Raw genomic sequence first — 15,475 nt, 5'->3', positions numbered from 1 at the left:
AGCGTGGTCGCAAGCCTATGCAATGCATGGGCTGGGGGCAACTAACAAGACTGTGGGAGCTGGCTTGCCAGCGAGTTTTTCATCGCCCGCCCAGCTCGCTGGCAAGCCAGCTCCCACAATTAACGTTCGCTTAACGCTTTGCATCTATAGTTATTGATCGGGTATCTAGATATTTCAAAGCGAAATTTTCCGCTTTAATTCGATAGATAAAAAGCTAGTCTTTGTCGAAGAACTTACAGGAACACCGTGATGCAGCTACGCAATTCACCTTCTCGCTATGGTTGGGTCAGCATCCTCCTGCACTGGGGCGTGGCGCTGGCCGTGTTCGGCCTGTTCGCCCTGGGCCTGTGGATGGTCGACCTGGGCTACTACGACCCATGGCGCAAGGCCGGCCCCGACCTGCACAAAAGCATCGGCCTGACCCTGTTCTTCTTCATGCTGTTGCGCGTGGTATGGCGCTTCATCAGCCCACCGCCGCCGCCACCGCCCACCCAGGGCCGGCTGACGCGCATCGCGGCGAAGCTGGGCCATGCCTTCCTTTACCTGGACCTGTTCCTGGTAATGGCGGCCGGTTACCTGATCTCCACCGCCGACGGCGTGGGCATCCCGGTGTTCGGCCTGTTCGAAGTACCCGCGCTGATCAGCGGCCTGCCCAACCAGGCGGAAACCGCGGGTGACGTGCACCTGTACCTGGCCTGGATCCTGGTGATCTTCGCTGTACTCCATGGCCTGGCCGCCCTGAAACACCATTTCATCGATCGTGATGCGACCCTGGTACGCATGCTGGGCCGCAAAGGCTGACCTTCAACTCAACCCAAGGAATACCGCACATGTTGAAAAAGACACTGGCCGCTCTGGCTCTGGGTACCGCACTGCTGACGGCCGGCCAGGCCATGGCTGCCGACTACACCATCGACAAGGAAGGCAACCACGCCTTCATCAACTTCAAGATCAGCCACCTGGGCTACAGCTTCATCTACGGCACCTTCAAGGACTGGACCGGTACCTTCAGCTTCGACGCTGCCAAGCCTGAAGACAGCAAGATCAGCATCACCCTGAACACCAAGAGCGTCGACACCAACCACGCCGAGCGTGACAAGCACATCCAGAGCAAGGACTTCCTGGAGACCGACAAGTACCCAACCGCTACTTTCGTGTCGACCAGCGTCAAGCCAACCGGCAAGAATGCTGATGGCAAGCTGACCGCCGACGTGACCGGTGACCTGACCCTGCACGGCGTGACCAAGCCGGTCGTGGTCAAGACCGTGTTCCTGGGCGAAGGCAAGGATCCATGGGGCGGCTACCGTGCCGGCTTTGAAGGCACCACCACCATCAAGCGCTCTGATTTCGGCAAGATGATGGACCTGGGCCCGCAGTCCGACACCCTGACCCTGGACATCACGTTCGAGGGCGTGCAGAAGAAGTAATTCTTCGGCGCACAAAAAAACCGCAGCCAATGGCTGCGGTTTTTTTGTGCCTGTGGAATTGAAAAACTCGCTGGCAAGCCAGCTCCCACAAGGTCAGGTGCTGTCTGTGGGAGCTGGCTTGCCAGCGAGCTTTTCGGCCCCCACAGATGCCTGATCCTGACTTAGCCTTCGCGGTTGCGGGTCAGCAGCGCCGGCTTCTCGCCGTTGCGACGGCTAGGCAGCGACTCCAGCTGTTCCAGCTGCTCGGCGGTCGGGAAGCGATCGATCTTCGATTCCTTGTGCACGATGCGCGGCTGGTTCTGCGGTGCGCGCGAGTTGCTCACCGCTGGTTCCTGACGCGGCTGGTCATCACGGGCCGGACGACGGTTGCGGCCAGCGCCACCGTTGTTGTCGCGACGCGGCTGGCCATCACGGGCACCGCCACCGTTGCTGCGCGGGCCGCTGCTGCGCTTGTCACCGGCCGGCTTGCCAGCCGGACGGCCAGCTGGGCGCGGCGCCGAGGCCGGGGCTGCACCACCGACGGCGGCTGGTGCGCCGGGGCGACGGTTGCGGCCCTGGTTCTTGTTCTGGTACGGGCTGACGTAGTCAGCGCGGTTACCAAAGTTGTCGACTTCGTCATCCAGGAACTCGTCCGGCGCGCGGTCGGCAGGAGCTACCGGCGGCTTTGGAGTGGACTGGGCCTGACGTGGCTTCTGGTCACGGGGTTGGCGTTCAGAACGCGCCCCGGCGGGCTTTTCCTTGCCTTGCTCCTTGCGCTGTTCGCTACCTTGCTGGGGCGCGGCAGCACGGCGCTCCTTGCCTTTGTCCTTGCCCTTGTCCTTGCGACCACCACCACCTTCGGCGGCCTTGGTCCCTTCGCGCGGCGTGCGGGTGTTGCGCGGCTGGTTGGCCTGCGGGCGCTCGCGCACCTCGGGCTTCTCGGCCTCCACGGCGCTGATGTCGAAGCCCATCAGGTCACCGTCAGGAATCTTCTGCTTGGTCATGCGCTCAATGCTCTTGAGCAGCTTTTCCTCGTCCGGGGCGACCAGCGAGATGGCCTCGCCGCTGCGACCGGCACGGCCGGTACGGCCGATACGGTGCACGTAGTCTTCATCGACGTTGGGCAGCTCGAAGTTGACCACGTGGGGCAACTGGTCGATGTCCAGGCCGCGGGCGGCGATGTCGGTGGCAACCATGATGCGTACCGAGCCGGCCTTGAAGTCGGCCAGGGCCTTGGTGCGCGCGTTCTGGCTCTTGTTGCCGTGGATGGCGACAGCGCTCAGGCCGTGCTTTTCCAGGTACTCGGCCAGGCGGTTGGCGCCGTGCTTGGTGCGGGTGAACACCAGCACCTGCTCCCAGGCACCCTGGGTGATCAGGTGCGCCAGCAACGAACGCTTGTGGCTGGCAGGCAGGCGGTAGACCCGTTGCTCGATGCGCTCCACCGTGGTGTTCGGCGGGGTGACTTCGATACGCTCGGGGTTGTGCAGCAGCTTGCCGGCAAGGTCAGTGATGTCCTTGGAGAAGGTGGCCGAGAACAGCAAGTTCTGGCGCTTGGCCGGCAGGCGTGCCAGCACCTTCTTGACGTCATGCACGAAGCCCATGTCGAGCATGCGGTCAGCTTCGTCCAGCACGAGGATTTCCACGTGGGACAGGTCGACGCTGCCCTGGCCGCACAGGTCGAGCAGGCGGCCGGGGCAGGCCACCAGCACGTCGACGCCGCGGGACATGGCCTGGACCTGCGGGTTCATGCCTACGCCGCCGAAGATGCAGGCGCTGACGAACTTGAGGTCACGGGCGTAGATCTTGAAGCTGTCGTGCACCTGGGCCGCCAGCTCGCGGGTGGGAGTCAGGACCAGTACGCGCGGTTGGCGCGGGCCGTGACGCTGGGATTTGTCCGGGTGACCGTTGGGGAACAGCCGTTCCAGGATCGGAAGGGCGAAGCCACCGGTTTTACCAGTACCTGTCTGTGCCGCGACCATCAGGTCGCGACCTTGCAACACGGCGGGGATGGCCCGCTGTTGCACCGGAGTAGGCTGGGTATAGCCCGCCGCCTCGATGGCACGGACTAAAGCCTCGGAGAGACCGAGGGAAGCAAAGGACATGAGTAATCCTGTTCTAGTGAGGGCTTTGCCCAATGGGAATCTTGCCTGGCGCGACACGTGCGTGGGGGCACTGTCGCGTCCGGTCCTGCCGGGCCTTCAATGCGCATCCGGACCTGGCTGAGCGGGCGTGAGCCTGGCGGTCGAGCGGGTCGGGATGCCTTTTGCAAGGCCGGGCGTCCGGGCGTAAGCCTGGCGGGAAGGTCGGAGTATAACAGAGCAATCACAGCGCGCTGCGTTCCTGCTGCTCAACGGTTTTCACTACCGTTGACGGGCTTGCATAGCGGGCCAGCAACTGCGCGTAGGCAGGCTCGCGCTTGAAGCGCCGCAGCTCGATGGAAAAGCGCAGGGCCAGCTGGTCCATGCCGGCGCCGCGGCGCACGGCCAGGTACTGGGGCTCGCGGTTGACCACCAGGGGCAGGGCGCTGACCTGGCCCTCCAGGCCCATGGCCTGGGCGGTGAAGTTGCCCACGCGAATGTCGGTGATGATCAGGTCGACCCGGTTGCGCACCAGCTTGCCGAAGTTGGCCTCCTGGCTACTGGCGGCCTCACGGCGGAACGCGCTGGCCTGCATGAATGGATCGCCGTAGTTGTAGCCCGCCGAGGTGCCGATGGTCAGGCCTTGCAGGTCATCGAGGCTGCCGGCCGGGTGCGGCCTGGCGTTGGCCTGGAACAGCACGAACTGCACGTCGGACAGCGGCTCGTCGGGGTACAGCAGGGTGGTTTCGCGCTCGCTGGTGCGGAAAATATCCAGCACGCCATCGGCCTCGCCCTGGTCGAGCATGGCCAGGCAGCGCTTCCATGGCAGGAACTGCCACTGGATCTCCACGCCCAGGCGTTCGAACACCTGGGCCGCCACTTCGTAGTCGATGCCCATGCCCTGGCCGTTCTGCTGGTAGGCGTAGGGCGCCCAGAAGTCGGTGACAATGCGCAGCTTCTCGGCCTGGGCGGCAAGGCTCAGGCACGTCAGGCACACGGCTGTCAGCAGGGAGAGGTAGGCAGGCATGGATCCGAAGATACGATGCCGGTCGCGGGTTTGGCAACGCAATCAGCGGCGTCAGGCCTGAATCAGGTGCTGGTAGATGGTGTGGCGGCGCTTGCCCAGGATCAACCGGTTGAGCGGCGAAGACAGCCAATGCAGCAGCTGGTCGGCCTCGACCGGGGTGTCCTGGCGCTCTTGCAGGTTTTGCCGGGCCTTGTCCCACCACACCGGCGCACAGGCGCGGTCGAACTCGTTGGCGTGGTCGTAGCAGCCATAGAGGATCTCGCGCATGAACTGCCGCTGTTCCACAGGCAGGGCCAGGGTCGCGGCCTTATACAGCAGGCGCTGCAGGGCCGGCGGCCGGGGCACGTGGTCGCTGACCTGGCTCACGTCGGCAAGGGCGTCGGCGCTCAGCGGCTGCCCGGCGTGCTTGCGGGCCCAGGCCTGGACCTTGGCGCGCATCAGCTGCTTGCGGCTCCAGTAGTGGTGGATCAGGTCGGGGCATTCGCTGACCTGGTAACGCTGGTAAGCGGCCAGGGTCAGGCAGAACTCTTCCAGCGTATAGGCGGTGGGCGTGCGCGGGTAGTACTGGTCCATCAATTCCAGGGAACGGTCCAACAGGGCGCTGTCGCACTGGTACAGGCCGATGACCCCGGAGTTGAGCAGCCACATGTCGTCGTCCGCCATGCCTTGTGCCTTGAGCTCCGGTGCCAGCACCGAATAAAGCGGTGAGGCAGCGCCCTGGCGGTAGCGCATGGTGCGCGCGTTGACCAGCAGCGTGCCCGGCTGGATGCGTTCGAACAGCGCCAGGGGCGAGGCATGGAAGAAGGTGTCGGTGTCGATCAGCAGCGCCAGTTCGGTGTCCTTCAACACTTCGCGGATGGCGACGTGCTTGGTGCGGAAGTGGTAGCCGTGGGGTTGGCACCAGGCTTGGCGGGTTTCGGCGCTGAGCGGGCGAATGCGCACGGGCAGTTGGGCGTAGGGGGCGGGGTTGTCAGTGAATACCTGGATGTCGAGCGGCAGCTCGCCGGGGTTGCCCAGCTTGGCGATGGCGCTGGCGATGCTGAACAGCGCCTCCTGATGATAAGTGTCGGCCCCGAAAACCAGGTAGACCAGTTGTGGGCGTGCAGCGGCAGCCATGGTGTATCACCCGCAAAACAATGAAGAAACAAAAAAGGCCTTGAATTGTATCAAGGCCTTTCTGAATTCTTCGTGAAAGCGTCTAGCGAGGCAACTTCAGGTTGTTCCACACCGCCAGGCTTGGCTCGGCCTGGTTCAGCGTATAGAAGTGCAGGCCAGGGGCGCCGCCGTCGAGCAGTTGCTCGCACATGCGGGTGATCACCTGCTCGCCGAACTGCTGGATGCTGGTGACGTCGTCGCCGTAGGCTTCCAGCTGCTTGCGGATCCAGCGCGGGATCTCGGCGCCACAGGCGTCGGAGAAGCGGGCCAGCTTGCTGTAGTTGGTGATGGGCATGATGCCCGGCACGATCGGGATGTTCACGCCCATTTTCTGCACGCGCTCGACGAAGTTGAAGTAGCTGTCGGCGTTGAAGAAGTACTGGGTGATGGCACTGTCGGCGCCGGCGTTGGCCTTGCGCGCGAAGTTCTTCAGGTCATCCTCGAAGTTGTGCGCCTGGGGGTGCATCTCCGGGTAGGCGGCGACTTCGATGTGGAAGTGGCTGCCGGTCTCGGCGCGGATGAATTCCACCAGGTCGTTGGCGTGGCGCAGCTCGCCGCTGGCCATGCCCATGCCCGAAGGCAGGTCGCCACGCAGGGCAACGATGCGCTTGATGCCGGCATCCTTGTACTGCGCCAGCAGGGCGCGCAGGTCGGCCTTGCTGTCGCCCACGCAGGACAGGTGCGGGGCAGCGGGGACTTTCACTTCGTTCTCCAGCTGCAGCACGGTGTTGAGCGTGCGGTCGCGGGTAGAACCACCGGCACCGTAGGTGCAGGAGAAGAAATCGGGGTTGTAGCCGGCCAGTTGGCGGGCAACGTTCAGCAGTTTTTCATGCCCAGCGTCGGTCTTGGTGGGGAAGAACTCGAAGCTGAAGCGGCGTTCCTGAGACATGATTACACCTATCTGGAAACTCGAAAGCCGTGGGATCGTGGGTGCCCCGGACGCCGCCTGGCGGCGGCTGCTACAAGGGAAATCCTCGTAGCAGCTGCCGAAGGCGGCGTCAGGGCCTGCGATCAGTAGCGGTAAGCGTGCGGCTTGAACGGGCCTTCCACGGTCACGCCGATGTAGTCGGCCTGCTGCTTGGTCAGCTTGGTGACCACGCCGCCGAAGCCGCGGACCATTTCCAGGGCCACTTCTTCGTCGAGTTTCTTCGGCAGTACTTCAACGGTCAGGCGCTCGGCTTTCTGGGCTGGCGACAGGTCGGCGAATTTCTGCTCGAACAGGAAGATCTGCGCCAGCACCTGGTTGGCGAACGAACCGTCCATGATGCGGCTTGGGTGGCCAGTGGCGTTGCCCAGGTTCACCAGGCGGCCTTCGGCCAGCAGGATCAGGTAGTCGTCGTTCTGGGCGTCGAAGGCGCCGGCACCGGTACGGTGGATCTTGTGTACCTGTGGCTTCACTTCTTCCCATGCCCAGTTCTTGCGCATGAAGGCAGTGTCGATTTCGTTGTCGAAGTGACCGATGTTGCAGACCACGGCGCGCTTTTTCAGGGCCTTGAGCATGTTCGCGTCGCAGACGTTGACGTTGCCGGTGGTGGTCACGATCAGGTCGATCTTGCCCAGCAGGGCCTTGTCGATGCTGGCTTCGGTGCCGTCGTTTTCACCGTTGATGAACGGCGAAACCAGCTCGAAACCGTCCATGCAGGCTTGCATGGCGCAGATCGGGTCGACTTCGGTGACCTTGACGATCATGCCTTCCTGACGCAGGGACTGGGCCGAGCCCTTGCCCACGTCGCCGTAGCCGATCACCAGGGCCTGCTTGCCCGACAGCAGGTGGTCGGTGCCGCGCTTGATGGCGTCGTTCAGGCTGTGACGGCAGCCGTACTTGTTGTCGTTCTTGCTCTTGGTAACCGAGTCGTTGACGTTGATGGCCGGGATCTTCAGTTCGCCCTTGGCCAGCATGTCCAGCAGGCGGTGCACGCCAGTGGTGGTCTCTTCGGTCACGCCGTGGATGCGTTCCAGCATCTGCGGGTATTTCTTGTGCAGGATTTCGGTCAGGTCGCCGCCGTCGTCCAGGATCATGTTGGCGTCCCAAGGCTGGCCATCCTTGAGGATGGTCTGCTCGATGCACCACTCGTACTCTTCCTCGGTCTCGCCTTTCCAGGCGAACACTGGAATACCGGCGGCAGCGATGGCGGCAGCGGCCTGGTCCTGGGTGGAGAAGATGTTGCAGGACGACCAGCGCACTTCGGCACCCAGGGCAACCAGGGTTTCGATCAGCACGGCAGTCTGGATGGTCATGTGGATGCAGCCCAGGATCTTCGCGCCCTTGAGCGGTTGCTCACCGGCGTACTTGCGGCGCAGGCCCATCAGTGCTGGCATTTCCGATTCGGCGATGATGGTCTCGCGGCGGCCCCAGGCGGCCAGGGAGATGTCGGCAACCTTGAAATCGGTGAAACCTGCAGGCGTGTGTACAGCGCTCATGAAGAGCCTCCATTCGTAATGTGCGAATGGGCGCCGTTGTGCGTTTAGAGCCCGTACGGACCAACCGTGCGGGCAACGCCCCATCCGAGCCTGACAGGTATCCCTGCTGCAGCGCCCCTCGGACGGGTGGCGGGAGCGACGCACGTCAGTGCATCGCCGTTTGAAGCGCAGCGATTATAGACGTGCTTGCCTGCCAGCCCAAGAGGCAATGGTCGAAAGTCCTGCTCAAGCCGCGAACTGCAGTTGCAGGGTCAGGGTGAAGAAACCCCTGGGGGTGCAGTCGCGCGCCACCACGCCCAGGCTCAGGGTCAAAGTGCAGGCGCCGGACTGGTTCAGCTGGCAGGTCCAGGCATGGTCGCTGACGGTCTGCAGGGTCAGTTGCAACGGCTCGTTGAAGTCGGGGGCGGGCACCTTGACCTCGCGCACTTGCAGCTGTGGTGGTGAAAGCCCGCCGCTTACGCCCACGGCCAGCAGCACCAGGGCATCCTCGCCCCGGAACCCCAGGCCAGTGGCCCGCAGTATCAGGGTGTCGCCGGTTTCCACGGCATCACAGCCCAGCACGAAGCAGTGCACTGGATCCATTGGGCTGGGCTGGTCGGGCGAGGTGCTGGCGGCCGCAGTGGCGTCGAGGGCGCCCTGGGTGTCGATAATGAAGCTGATGTGTCTGTCCATGATCATCGCTCCTTCGGACCGCCCCAGCAGGGTGGGGCGGCCGTGGCAGTGGGGTGCCGGTCAGTTGTGGATGCTGATGAACGGATCCCACTTGAAGTAGCCGCAAGGCTTGCAGTCGCGGTCCACGATCATGAAGTGGAAGTGATAGGTCACGCGGCCCTCGGACAGCGTTTCGCTGGACCAGTAGAAGTTATCCACCTTCTGGCAGGTGGGCACGCTGGGGTTGCTGGGGTTGGGCAGGGCGATGCTGGCGGTGGCCTTGCGCGGCGTGGGCGGGGAGATCAGCAAATACTTGGGGTCGCTGGTCTCGAACTTGTAGAAGATGACGGCCTTCTCGAAGCCCAGGGACAGGCTGGTCTCGCGCCAGCGGATCAGGTCGCCGACCTGGGCCTTGAGGTCCAGCTCGCCGCCGGCCTGGCCACTGACCACGTTGTCCTGGTTGGTGATCATGTACACGTGCTTCCAGTCAATCATGGTCGGATTGCCTGGATCTTTGCTCGGGTTCGAGTACTTCTGCAGGATGGTCTCGGTGTCGAAGTTGCAGATGACATCGGTAACTCGTGACATGTTCGTGCGTCCTTTGCAAGAAATGGGGTGGACCCCTTTTCTGGTTCCAAACTGCCATTACTGGATCCAATCATTGGGTCCGGGCTTCAGCCTAGCCTTGCACCCGTGGCCGTCAAGAAAGTTTTTGCTATCGCTGGCATGGGTTCCCCGGCGCCGCGCAAAAGCGGATCATAGGGGCATCCTGATATGGCGAAGAGCCAGGAGCGACGCATGAATTTCCACACCCGCAAGTGGGTCAAGCCCGAAGACCTGAACCCCAACGGCACCCTGTTCGGTGGCAGCCTGCTGCGCTGGATTGACGAGGAAGCGGCGATCTACGCCATCGTGCAACTGGGCAACCAGCGCGTGGTGACCAAGTACATCTCGGAGATCAACTTCGTCAGCGCCTCGCGCCAGGGCGACATCATCGAGCTGGGCATCACGGCCACCGAATTCGGCCGGACCTCCATCACCCTGACCTGCGAGGTGCGCAACAAAATCACCCGCAAGAGCATCCTCACCGTGGACAAGATGGTCTTCGTCAATTTGGGCGAGGACGGCCTGCCGGCGCCGCACGGGCGCACGGAGATCCGCTACATCAAGGACCAGTTCGACGCCGAGACTGCGGAATAATCCTTGGCCATGTGGGAGCGGGCTCTGCCCGCGAACGTAACGCCGCATAGTGTCTGAAACACTGCAACGTTTGCTTCGCGGGCAGAGCCCGCTCCCACAAAAACAGCTGCTCCCCGGTAGGTCAGTGTGTTGCCTCTTCGGGCGGGGTATCGCGGGTGACGCTTTTCACCAGCTTGCCGATGCTCAGCCCCTGCAGCAGGATCGACGACAGCACCACGATGTAGGTGATGCTCAGCAGCAGGTCGCGCTCCGGGCCCACCGGCAGCGCCAGGGCCAGCGCCACCGATACGCCACCGCGCAGGCCACCCCAGGTGAGGATGCGGATGGTGCCCTTGGGCACGCTGCGCCAGCGGCGCAACAGCAGGATCGCCGGGGCCACGGTGAGCAGCCGCGACAGCAGGATCGCCACCGCCAGCAGGCTGGACGCGATCACGTGCATCCACGAGAACGGCAACAGCAGCAGTTCCATGCCGATCAGCGCGAACAGCAGCGCGTTGAGCATGTCATCCAGCAGTTCCCAGAAACCGTCCATGTAGCGCCGGGTCATGTCGTTCATGGCCAGCTTGCGCCCCAGGTTGCCGATGATCAGCCCTGCGGTGACCATGGCGATGGGCGCCGACACGTGCAGCTCGTAACACATGGCCGAGCCACCGATCACCAGTGCCAGGGTCAGCATGACCTCCACCTGGTACTGCTCGATGCTCTTGATCATGCGGTACACCACGTAGCCGATCAGCGCGCCGAACAGCACGCCGCCGATGGCCTCGTGCACGAACAGCATGGCGGTTTCGCCCAGGGTCGGTGTCGCACCCTGCTGGGCGATGCCCAGCAGCACGGTGAACACCACCACCGCGGTGCCATCGTTGAACAGCGATTCACCGACGATGGTGGTCTTCAGCGGCTTGGAGGCGTTGGCGGTCCGCAGCACGCCCAGCACCGCGATGGGGTCGGTGGGCGAGATCAGCGCGCCGAACAGCAGGCAGTAGAGGAAGCTCACGTGCCAGCCGAACATGCCGAAGATCCAGAACGCCAGCGTGCCGATCACCAGGGTGGCGATCAGCACGCCGAAGGTAGCCAGCAGGCCGATGGGCCAGCGGTAGCTGCGCAGGTCGCTGAGGTTAACGTGCAGGGCGCCGGCGAACAGCAGGAACGCCAGCATCCAGTTCATCAGCAGGTCGCCGAAGTCGATCTGGCCGATCAGGCCCTGCACCCGGGCTTCAAGGCCGGGGTAGCCGAGCACGCTCAAGCCTTGCAGCAACAAGGAGAACATCAGCGCCGTGACCATCACGCCGATGGTGGGGGGCAGGCCGATGAAGCGGAAATTGACGTAGGTGAGAAGGGTGGTAAGGCAGATAAAGGCGGCGACTAACTCGAGCATCCGGGCTCCCATGGTGGTGTGACGGAGTGGCGCGCGCAGGCGCCATGTAGGGGTTGGACGAGCACGTAACTCGTTGTGACACAGGCACGAATGTCGCACTTGTTACAAAGTCTTGCGAAGACCCGCACCGCAGCCTTGGACCCACGCTAAGATAGGCCCGTTCATTTCTCCCCGGCCTCTCGGATGCCTAAGGAAACCCCGCGTGCTCGCCACAGGTTTGGTGCTGTTCGCCGCGTTGCTGCACGCGGCCTGGAATACCCTGGTGAAATTCAGCTCCGAGCGCCTGCTGGTGGTGGCGGCGATGGACTCGGTGGCGCTGTTGCTGGTGGCGGTATTGCTGCCCTTCGTACCAGTGCCACCCGCCGAGATCTGGCCGTGGATGCTGGCGTCCGCCGGCTTCGAGCTGCTGTACCGCTACCTGCTGATCCAGGCCTACAAGGTGGGCGACCTGGGGCTGGTGTACCCGTTGATGCGCGGCCTTTCGCCGTTGATCGTGCTGGGGCTTACCCTGGCGACCGGGGGCGAGGCACTCTCGGGCCATCAGGTGGTCGGAATCCTGTTGATCCCGTGCGGCATGGCGTGCCTGCTGTGGCAGGGCGGCGGCGGTGATCGCCTGCCCTGGCGGATGCTGCCGGTGGTAGGGCTGATTGGCCTGTGCATTGGTTGCTACACCTGGCTGGACGGGCAGGCGATTCGCCGCTGGCCGGAGCCGCTGGGCTACCTGACCTGGCTGACGCTGATCAGCGCCTGGCCGTTCCCGCTGCTGGCGGTGACCACCCGGCGCGCCAGCTTCCGGCACTTCTGGCGCACCCAGTGGCGCATTGGCCTGAGCGTCGGTTTCTTCGTGTTGGCGAGCTACGCCCTGGTGTTGTGGGCGATGCAGTTGGGCTCCATCGCCGAGGCTGCGGCATTGCGCGAGATCAGCGTGATCCTGGTGGTGCTGCTGGGCATGCGTTACCTGAAGGAACCCTTTGGCCGCCCGCGGCTGCTGGCGTGCGCGCTGGTGCTGGTGGGCATGTTGATCATGAAACTTTAACAAGAGATCCGCTAAATGACCGTTGCTTTCTGGTGTGTCCTGATTGCCCTGGTGCTGCCGTTCGTGTGCACCAGCATCGCCAAGTTCAGCGGCGGCAAGTTCGGCCCGCGGCAAAACCATGACCCGCGCACGTTCCTGGCCAACCTCGACGGTTTTGCCAAGCGTGCCCATGCCGCGCAGCTGAACAGCTTCGAGGCGTTCCCGGCGTTCGCGGCCGCGGTGATCATCGCCGACATCTGCCACAACGCCCAGCAGGTGACCATGGACGTGCTGGCGGTGTTGTTCATCACCAGTCGCCTGCTATACATCATCTGCTACCTGGCCGATTGGGCCATGCTGCGCTCGCTGGTGTGGTTCATCGGCCTTGGGTTGATCGCCAGTTTCTTCTTCATTTCCATGTGACCGGGCGCCCATGACCCTCAAGACTTTCACCGTGGTGACCCTGGCGTGCCTGGCCCTGAGCGCCTGCGGCGGCGTGGACCCCAATTCGCCGCTGGGCCAGCGCAAGGCAATCTTCAAGCAGATGCTGCACACCAGCGAGGACATGAACGGCATGCTGTTGGGCCGCTTGAGCTTCGACGGCCCGCAGTTCGCGGCCAGTGCGGTGAAGCTCGACCAGCTGGCGCACCAGCCCTGGCAGCATTTCCCCAAGGTGCGGGAGGAAGATCACACCAGCGCCAAGCCCGAGGTGTGGGAGAAACAGGCGCGGTTCCAGCAGTTGGCCCAGGCGCTGGAGGTGTCAACCGGTGAGCTGGTCGAGGCCAGCCGCGCGCAGCCGCTGGCGGCTACTAGCCTCGACGGGCCGATGCAGAAGGTGGAAAACGCCTGCAAGGCCTGCCATCGGGAATTCCGCGACCACTGAGGGCGGGTTATTTGTCCAGCTCGTCCAGGGCTTGCTGCAGTTCCTTGCGGGACTGCGCCAGCTTGTCCTTGCGGCTGTTGATCTTGTCGGCGTCACCTTTCTTCATGGCCTTGTCCAGGTCGGCCTGGCGCTTGGCCACTTCGTGACGGGCGTCGAGCACCTTGTTCTCGCGCTCTTTCTGCAGGCCGGCGTCGGTGCAGTGTTCCTTGTTCTCGGCCAGTGCTTTTTCCAGGCCAGCCTGTTGCGCGCCATTGCCGTGGGCGCGGGCCTGCTCGATCTGTTCGTTGATGGCCTGTTGCTTGGCCGCGCAGCCCTTGAGTTCAGCGGCGTCTTCGTCGGCGGCCAGCAGCGGCGTGGCTACTGCGCAGCACAGGGCGAGCGCTGTGAGGAGAGGTAAGGGTTTCATGGTGACTCCATGTGATGGACTGCGCTATTGGAAAACTAATTGAAGCCTTTGTCTGTAGGAAGTTTCCTTCCGTACCGTAATTATTCCCGTAGCAGCGGCCGCCAGGCCGCGTCCCGGACCCTGCGGCGCTCCCAAGACGCGGCCTGCGGCCACTGCTACGGGAATGCGGGGATGTTGGCGTTGTGCAGCTGTTCGGCCAGCAGTTGCACGTGCGGGTGGTTGAAGAACTCGTGCAGCTGCCGGGCCTTGGTGGCGCCGATGCCGGGCTGTTCACGCCATTGTTCGGGTGTGCGTGACGCCAGGGTCTGCCAGCGGTCCTGAGGGGCCAGCCTGGCTCCGGCAGGCATGCCAAGGGCCCGCAACCATTGCTCCAGGCTGCGCTCGCGGGCCAAGGTGAAGCTGGCGAGCAGGCGTTGCCCGGGTAGTTCGCGCAGTTCCAGCCAGTCCAGCAAGCCCTGCACCTGCCCAGTGTTGATCAGCCGTTGCCAGGTGCCGGGCCCCACGTGCGGCAGATCCAGGCCCTGCTTGCCACTGAGCCAGGCAAGGCGCGCCAGGAACTGGCCTTCGCAGCCCGGCTCGGGCTGCCAGCAGCTGAGCCCGTGGTAGCGGCTGCTGTCGGGGGCGGTGACGGCGGCACGGTCCGGGCTGCGCCAGACCAGGCTATTGAAACGGGGGATGGTCAGCCCTGCCAGGTCAATGGCCACCTGGTCGCCGGGGCGAATGTCCAGCGCCTGCCAACGGGCCAGCGAGCCGATGCTGACGCGCTTCACGGTGCGGTCGTCGAGGCGCACCGGCAACAGCTCGAGCACGGGCGTGATGCGGCCGCTGCGGCCGATGCTGAAGGTCACGTCGCGCACCTCGGCCAGGGCTTGGGCGTACGGGTATTTCCAGGCGGCAATCCAGTACGGCACCTTCGCCTGCCAGCGCGAGGCTGGCGGGCGGCGGCTCTGGCGCAGGATCAGGCCGTCGCTGGCGAACGGCAGGGGGCTGGTGTACCACTGCTCGCGCCAATAGCTGGCATCCGCCACCGTCTGGATCGGCTGGCTGTAGGCGGCAGGCTCGGCAAACCCCAGCGCCTGCAGGCCGGCAAGGCGCTCGGGCAGTGTGGCGGGGCCCTCGGGCCAGTCCCAGACAAACAGCCCCAGGTTGGCGCCGTCTTCCATTGACAGGGTGTTGCGCGCCATCAGCCCCGCCACCTTGCTGCGGGCGTTGTCGCTGCCGGCGGTGGCCTGCACGTGCCCTGCGTAGCGCCAGTACAGCTCGCCCTGCAGCACCAGGTCGACAGGTTGTGGCAGGGTGGCCGGAATCGCGCTGATCGAGCGCGCGGCAATGCTCCAGTCCTGCCCGCGCACGCCATCGCCGCGGCTGATCAACTGGTGCAGGCTGCCTTGGCGATAAACCAGGGTGACGGCGACGCCATCGACCTTGGGTTGCACCCACACCTCTTCGCGGCCCTTGAGCCAGGCGGCGACGCTGTGTTGTTCGGCATGTTTGCCCACGCCGGTGTGGACGATGGGATGAGGTACAGGGCCGGACGCGGTGGCCAGGGGGGAAGGGGTGGCCGGGGCGTGTTCGGGGAAGCAGCGGCGCCAGTTTTCCAGGCGCAGGCGTGACTGGTCGTACAGTTCGTCGGCAATGGCCGAAGCGCCCTGGCGGTGGTAACGATCGTCCCACTGGGTGACCTGCGTCTGCAGGGCACCCATCTGGCGGATGGCCTTGGCAGCGTCCCACGGCGGGCACTCACTGGCGTGGACCGTGGGCAACAGCAGGGCGAGCAGCAGCAAGAAGACTTTCATCGTCGGCGTCCTTGCACGACTGGGCGAACCCCAAGCCTAGGAAAGCTTTGCTACCGGCG

The 15,475-nt window shown here is 64.1% G+C and carries 16 protein-coding genes and 1 riboswitch; of the genes, 6 read left to right on the top strand and 10 right to left on the bottom strand.

Annotated features, from left to right (window positions below; translation table 11 throughout):
- Window positions 1-249 precede the first annotated feature (249 nt).
- Together RAM80_RS15300 and RAM80_RS15295 are read left to right on the top strand one after the other, a co-directional pair.
- Window positions 250-801 carry a cytochrome b gene (locus tag RAM80_RS15300; protein ID WP_416427317.1) on the top strand — a complete coding sequence of 184 codons (552 nt, stop codon included), beginning with the start codon at window positions 250-252 and terminating at the stop codon, window positions 799-801.
- 29 nt (window positions 802-830) lie between these two features.
- Window positions 831-1,427: a YceI family protein gene (locus RAM80_RS15295; RefSeq protein WP_158152935.1), complete on the top strand. Its 597-nt coding sequence runs from the start codon at window positions 831-833 to the stop codon at window positions 1,425-1,427.
- Window positions 1,428-1,588: 161 nt separating this feature from the next.
- On the opposite strand, the gene RAM80_RS15290 is transcribed toward RAM80_RS15295, so the two are convergent.
- From RAM80_RS15290 to RAM80_RS15260, 7 genes are all read right to left on the bottom strand, one after another.
- Window positions 1,589-3,508, bottom strand: coding sequence for a DEAD/DEAH box helicase (locus RAM80_RS15290; protein WP_416427316.1), 1,920 nt, complete (start codon window positions 3,506-3,508; stop codon window positions 1,589-1,591).
- Window positions 3,509-3,728: 220 nt separating this feature from the next.
- The gene (locus tag RAM80_RS15285; RefSeq protein WP_416427315.1) at window positions 3,729-4,511 is read right to left on the bottom strand and encodes a substrate-binding periplasmic protein; all 783 of its coding nucleotides are present in this window, start codon (window positions 4,509-4,511) and stop codon (window positions 3,729-3,731) included.
- Between the two features lie 51 nt (window positions 4,512-4,562).
- Window positions 4,563-5,627 (bottom strand): hypothetical protein, encoded by a 1,065-nt coding sequence (locus RAM80_RS15280; protein WP_416427314.1) that lies wholly within the window; start codon window positions 5,625-5,627, stop codon window positions 4,563-4,565.
- An 82-nt stretch (window positions 5,628-5,709) separates the two neighbouring features.
- Window positions 5,710-6,555: a methylenetetrahydrofolate reductase [NAD(P)H] gene (gene metF, locus RAM80_RS15275; RefSeq protein ID WP_416427312.1), complete on the bottom strand. Its 846-nt coding sequence runs from the start codon at window positions 6,553-6,555 to the stop codon at window positions 5,710-5,712.
- A gap of 122 nt (window positions 6,556-6,677) precedes the next feature.
- On the bottom strand, window positions 6,678-8,087 hold the full coding sequence (gene ahcY, locus RAM80_RS15270; protein WP_416427311.1) for an adenosylhomocysteinase: 1,410 nt from the start codon (window positions 8,085-8,087) through the stop codon (window positions 6,678-6,680).
- A gap of 21 nt (window positions 8,088-8,108) precedes the next feature.
- Window positions 8,109-8,213, bottom strand: a riboswitch (S-adenosyl-L-homocysteine riboswitch).
- A gap of 99 nt (window positions 8,214-8,312) precedes the next feature.
- On the bottom strand, window positions 8,313-8,759 hold the full coding sequence (locus tag RAM80_RS15265; RefSeq protein ID WP_416427310.1) for an AidA/PixA family protein: 447 nt from the start codon (window positions 8,757-8,759) through the stop codon (window positions 8,313-8,315).
- Between the two features lie 60 nt (window positions 8,760-8,819).
- Window positions 8,820-9,326 carry an inclusion body family protein gene (locus tag RAM80_RS15260; RefSeq protein ID WP_416427309.1) on the bottom strand — a complete coding sequence of 169 codons (507 nt, stop codon included), beginning with the start codon at window positions 9,324-9,326 and terminating at the stop codon, window positions 8,820-8,822.
- Between the two features lie 210 nt (window positions 9,327-9,536).
- On the opposite strand from RAM80_RS15260, the gene RAM80_RS15255 reads away from it, so the two are divergent.
- Window positions 9,537-9,938 carry an acyl-CoA thioesterase gene (locus RAM80_RS15255; protein ID WP_416427307.1) on the top strand — a complete coding sequence of 134 codons (402 nt, stop codon included), beginning with the start codon at window positions 9,537-9,539 and terminating at the stop codon, window positions 9,936-9,938.
- Window positions 9,939-10,059: 121 nt separating this feature from the next.
- Here the strand turns inward: RAM80_RS15255 and RAM80_RS15250 are convergent, their stop codons facing one another.
- Window positions 10,060-11,316: a cation:proton antiporter gene (locus RAM80_RS15250; RefSeq protein WP_416427306.1), complete on the bottom strand. Its 1,257-nt coding sequence runs from the start codon at window positions 11,314-11,316 to the stop codon at window positions 10,060-10,062.
- Window positions 11,317-11,518: 202 nt separating this feature from the next.
- Between RAM80_RS15250 and RAM80_RS15245 the strand changes: the two genes are divergently transcribed.
- From RAM80_RS15245 to RAM80_RS15235, 3 genes are read left to right on the top strand one after another with little or no spacing between them, the layout of a single operon-like run.
- Window positions 11,519-12,352, top strand: a complete 834-nt coding sequence (locus RAM80_RS15245) for an EamA family transporter (protein WP_416427305.1) — start codon at window positions 11,519-11,521, stop codon at window positions 12,350-12,352.
- 15 nt (window positions 12,353-12,367) lie between these two features.
- Entirely contained in the window at window positions 12,368-12,754 is a 387-nt protein-coding gene (locus RAM80_RS15240) for an MAPEG family protein (protein WP_416427304.1), read from the top strand.
- Window positions 12,755-12,764: 10 nt separating this feature from the next.
- Complete coding sequence (locus tag RAM80_RS15235) at window positions 12,765-13,214, top strand: c-type cytochrome (RefSeq protein WP_416427303.1); 450 nt, start codon at window positions 12,765-12,767, stop codon at window positions 13,212-13,214.
- A gap of 7 nt (window positions 13,215-13,221) precedes the next feature.
- Here the strand turns inward: RAM80_RS15235 and RAM80_RS15230 are convergent, their stop codons facing one another.
- Both RAM80_RS15230 and ligB read right to left on the bottom strand, forming a co-directional pair.
- Complete coding sequence (locus RAM80_RS15230) at window positions 13,222-13,620, bottom strand: DUF1090 domain-containing protein (RefSeq protein WP_416427302.1); 399 nt, start codon at window positions 13,618-13,620, stop codon at window positions 13,222-13,224.
- Window positions 13,621-13,775: 155 nt separating this feature from the next.
- Window positions 13,776-15,416 (bottom strand): NAD-dependent DNA ligase LigB, encoded by a 1,641-nt coding sequence (ligB, locus tag RAM80_RS15225; RefSeq protein WP_416427301.1) that lies wholly within the window; start codon window positions 15,414-15,416, stop codon window positions 13,776-13,778.
- Between the last annotated feature and the right edge of the window lie 59 nt (window positions 15,417-15,475).

It is taken from the genome of Pseudomonas sp. App30 (genome assembly GCF_047947025.1).
In the GTDB taxonomy this organism is placed as follows: domain Bacteria; phylum Pseudomonadota; class Gammaproteobacteria; order Pseudomonadales; family Pseudomonadaceae; genus Aquipseudomonas.
This window is presented reverse-complemented; position numbering and strand designations above follow the sequence as displayed.

Bases quoted from the DNA above. Each gene is read 5' to 3' on its own strand.
- RAM80_RS15300 (WP_416427317.1), top strand. From the start codon at position 250: ATGCAGCTACGCAATTCACCTTCTCGCTATGGTTGGGTCAGCATCCTC.
- RAM80_RS15295 (WP_158152935.1), top strand. From the start codon at position 831: ATGTTGAAAAAGACACTGGCCGCTCTGGCTCTGGGTACCGCACTGCTG.
- RAM80_RS15290 (WP_416427316.1), bottom strand. From the start codon at position 3,508: ATGTCCTTTGCTTCCCTCGGTCTCTCCGAGGCTTTAGTCCGTGCCATC.
- RAM80_RS15285 (WP_416427315.1), bottom strand. From the start codon at position 4,511: ATGCCTGCCTACCTCTCCCTGCTGACAGCCGTGTGCCTGACGTGCCTG.
- RAM80_RS15280 (WP_416427314.1), bottom strand. From the start codon at position 5,627: ATGGCTGCCGCTGCACGCCCACAACTGGTCTACCTGGTTTTCGGGGCC.
- metF (WP_416427312.1), bottom strand. From the start codon at position 6,555: ATGTCTCAGGAACGCCGCTTCAGCTTCGAGTTCTTCCCCACCAAGACC.
- ahcY (WP_416427311.1), bottom strand. From the start codon at position 8,087: ATGAGCGCTGTACACACGCCTGCAGGTTTCACCGATTTCAAGGTTGCC.
- RAM80_RS15265 (WP_416427310.1), bottom strand. From the start codon at position 8,759: ATGGACAGACACATCAGCTTCATTATCGACACCCAGGGCGCCCTCGAC.
- RAM80_RS15260 (WP_416427309.1), bottom strand. From the start codon at position 9,326: ATGTCACGAGTTACCGATGTCATCTGCAACTTCGACACCGAGACCATC.
- RAM80_RS15255 (WP_416427307.1), top strand. From the start codon at position 9,537: ATGAATTTCCACACCCGCAAGTGGGTCAAGCCCGAAGACCTGAACCCC.
- RAM80_RS15250 (WP_416427306.1), bottom strand. From the start codon at position 11,316: ATGCTCGAGTTAGTCGCCGCCTTTATCTGCCTTACCACCCTTCTCACC.
- RAM80_RS15240 (WP_416427304.1), top strand. From the start codon at position 12,368: ATGACCGTTGCTTTCTGGTGTGTCCTGATTGCCCTGGTGCTGCCGTTC.
- RAM80_RS15235 (WP_416427303.1), top strand. From the start codon at position 12,765: ATGACCCTCAAGACTTTCACCGTGGTGACCCTGGCGTGCCTGGCCCTG.
- RAM80_RS15230 (WP_416427302.1), bottom strand. From the start codon at position 13,620: ATGAAACCCTTACCTCTCCTCACAGCGCTCGCCCTGTGCTGCGCAGTA.
- ligB (WP_416427301.1), bottom strand. From the start codon at position 15,416: ATGAAAGTCTTCTTGCTGCTGCTCGCCCTGCTGTTGCCCACGGTCCAC.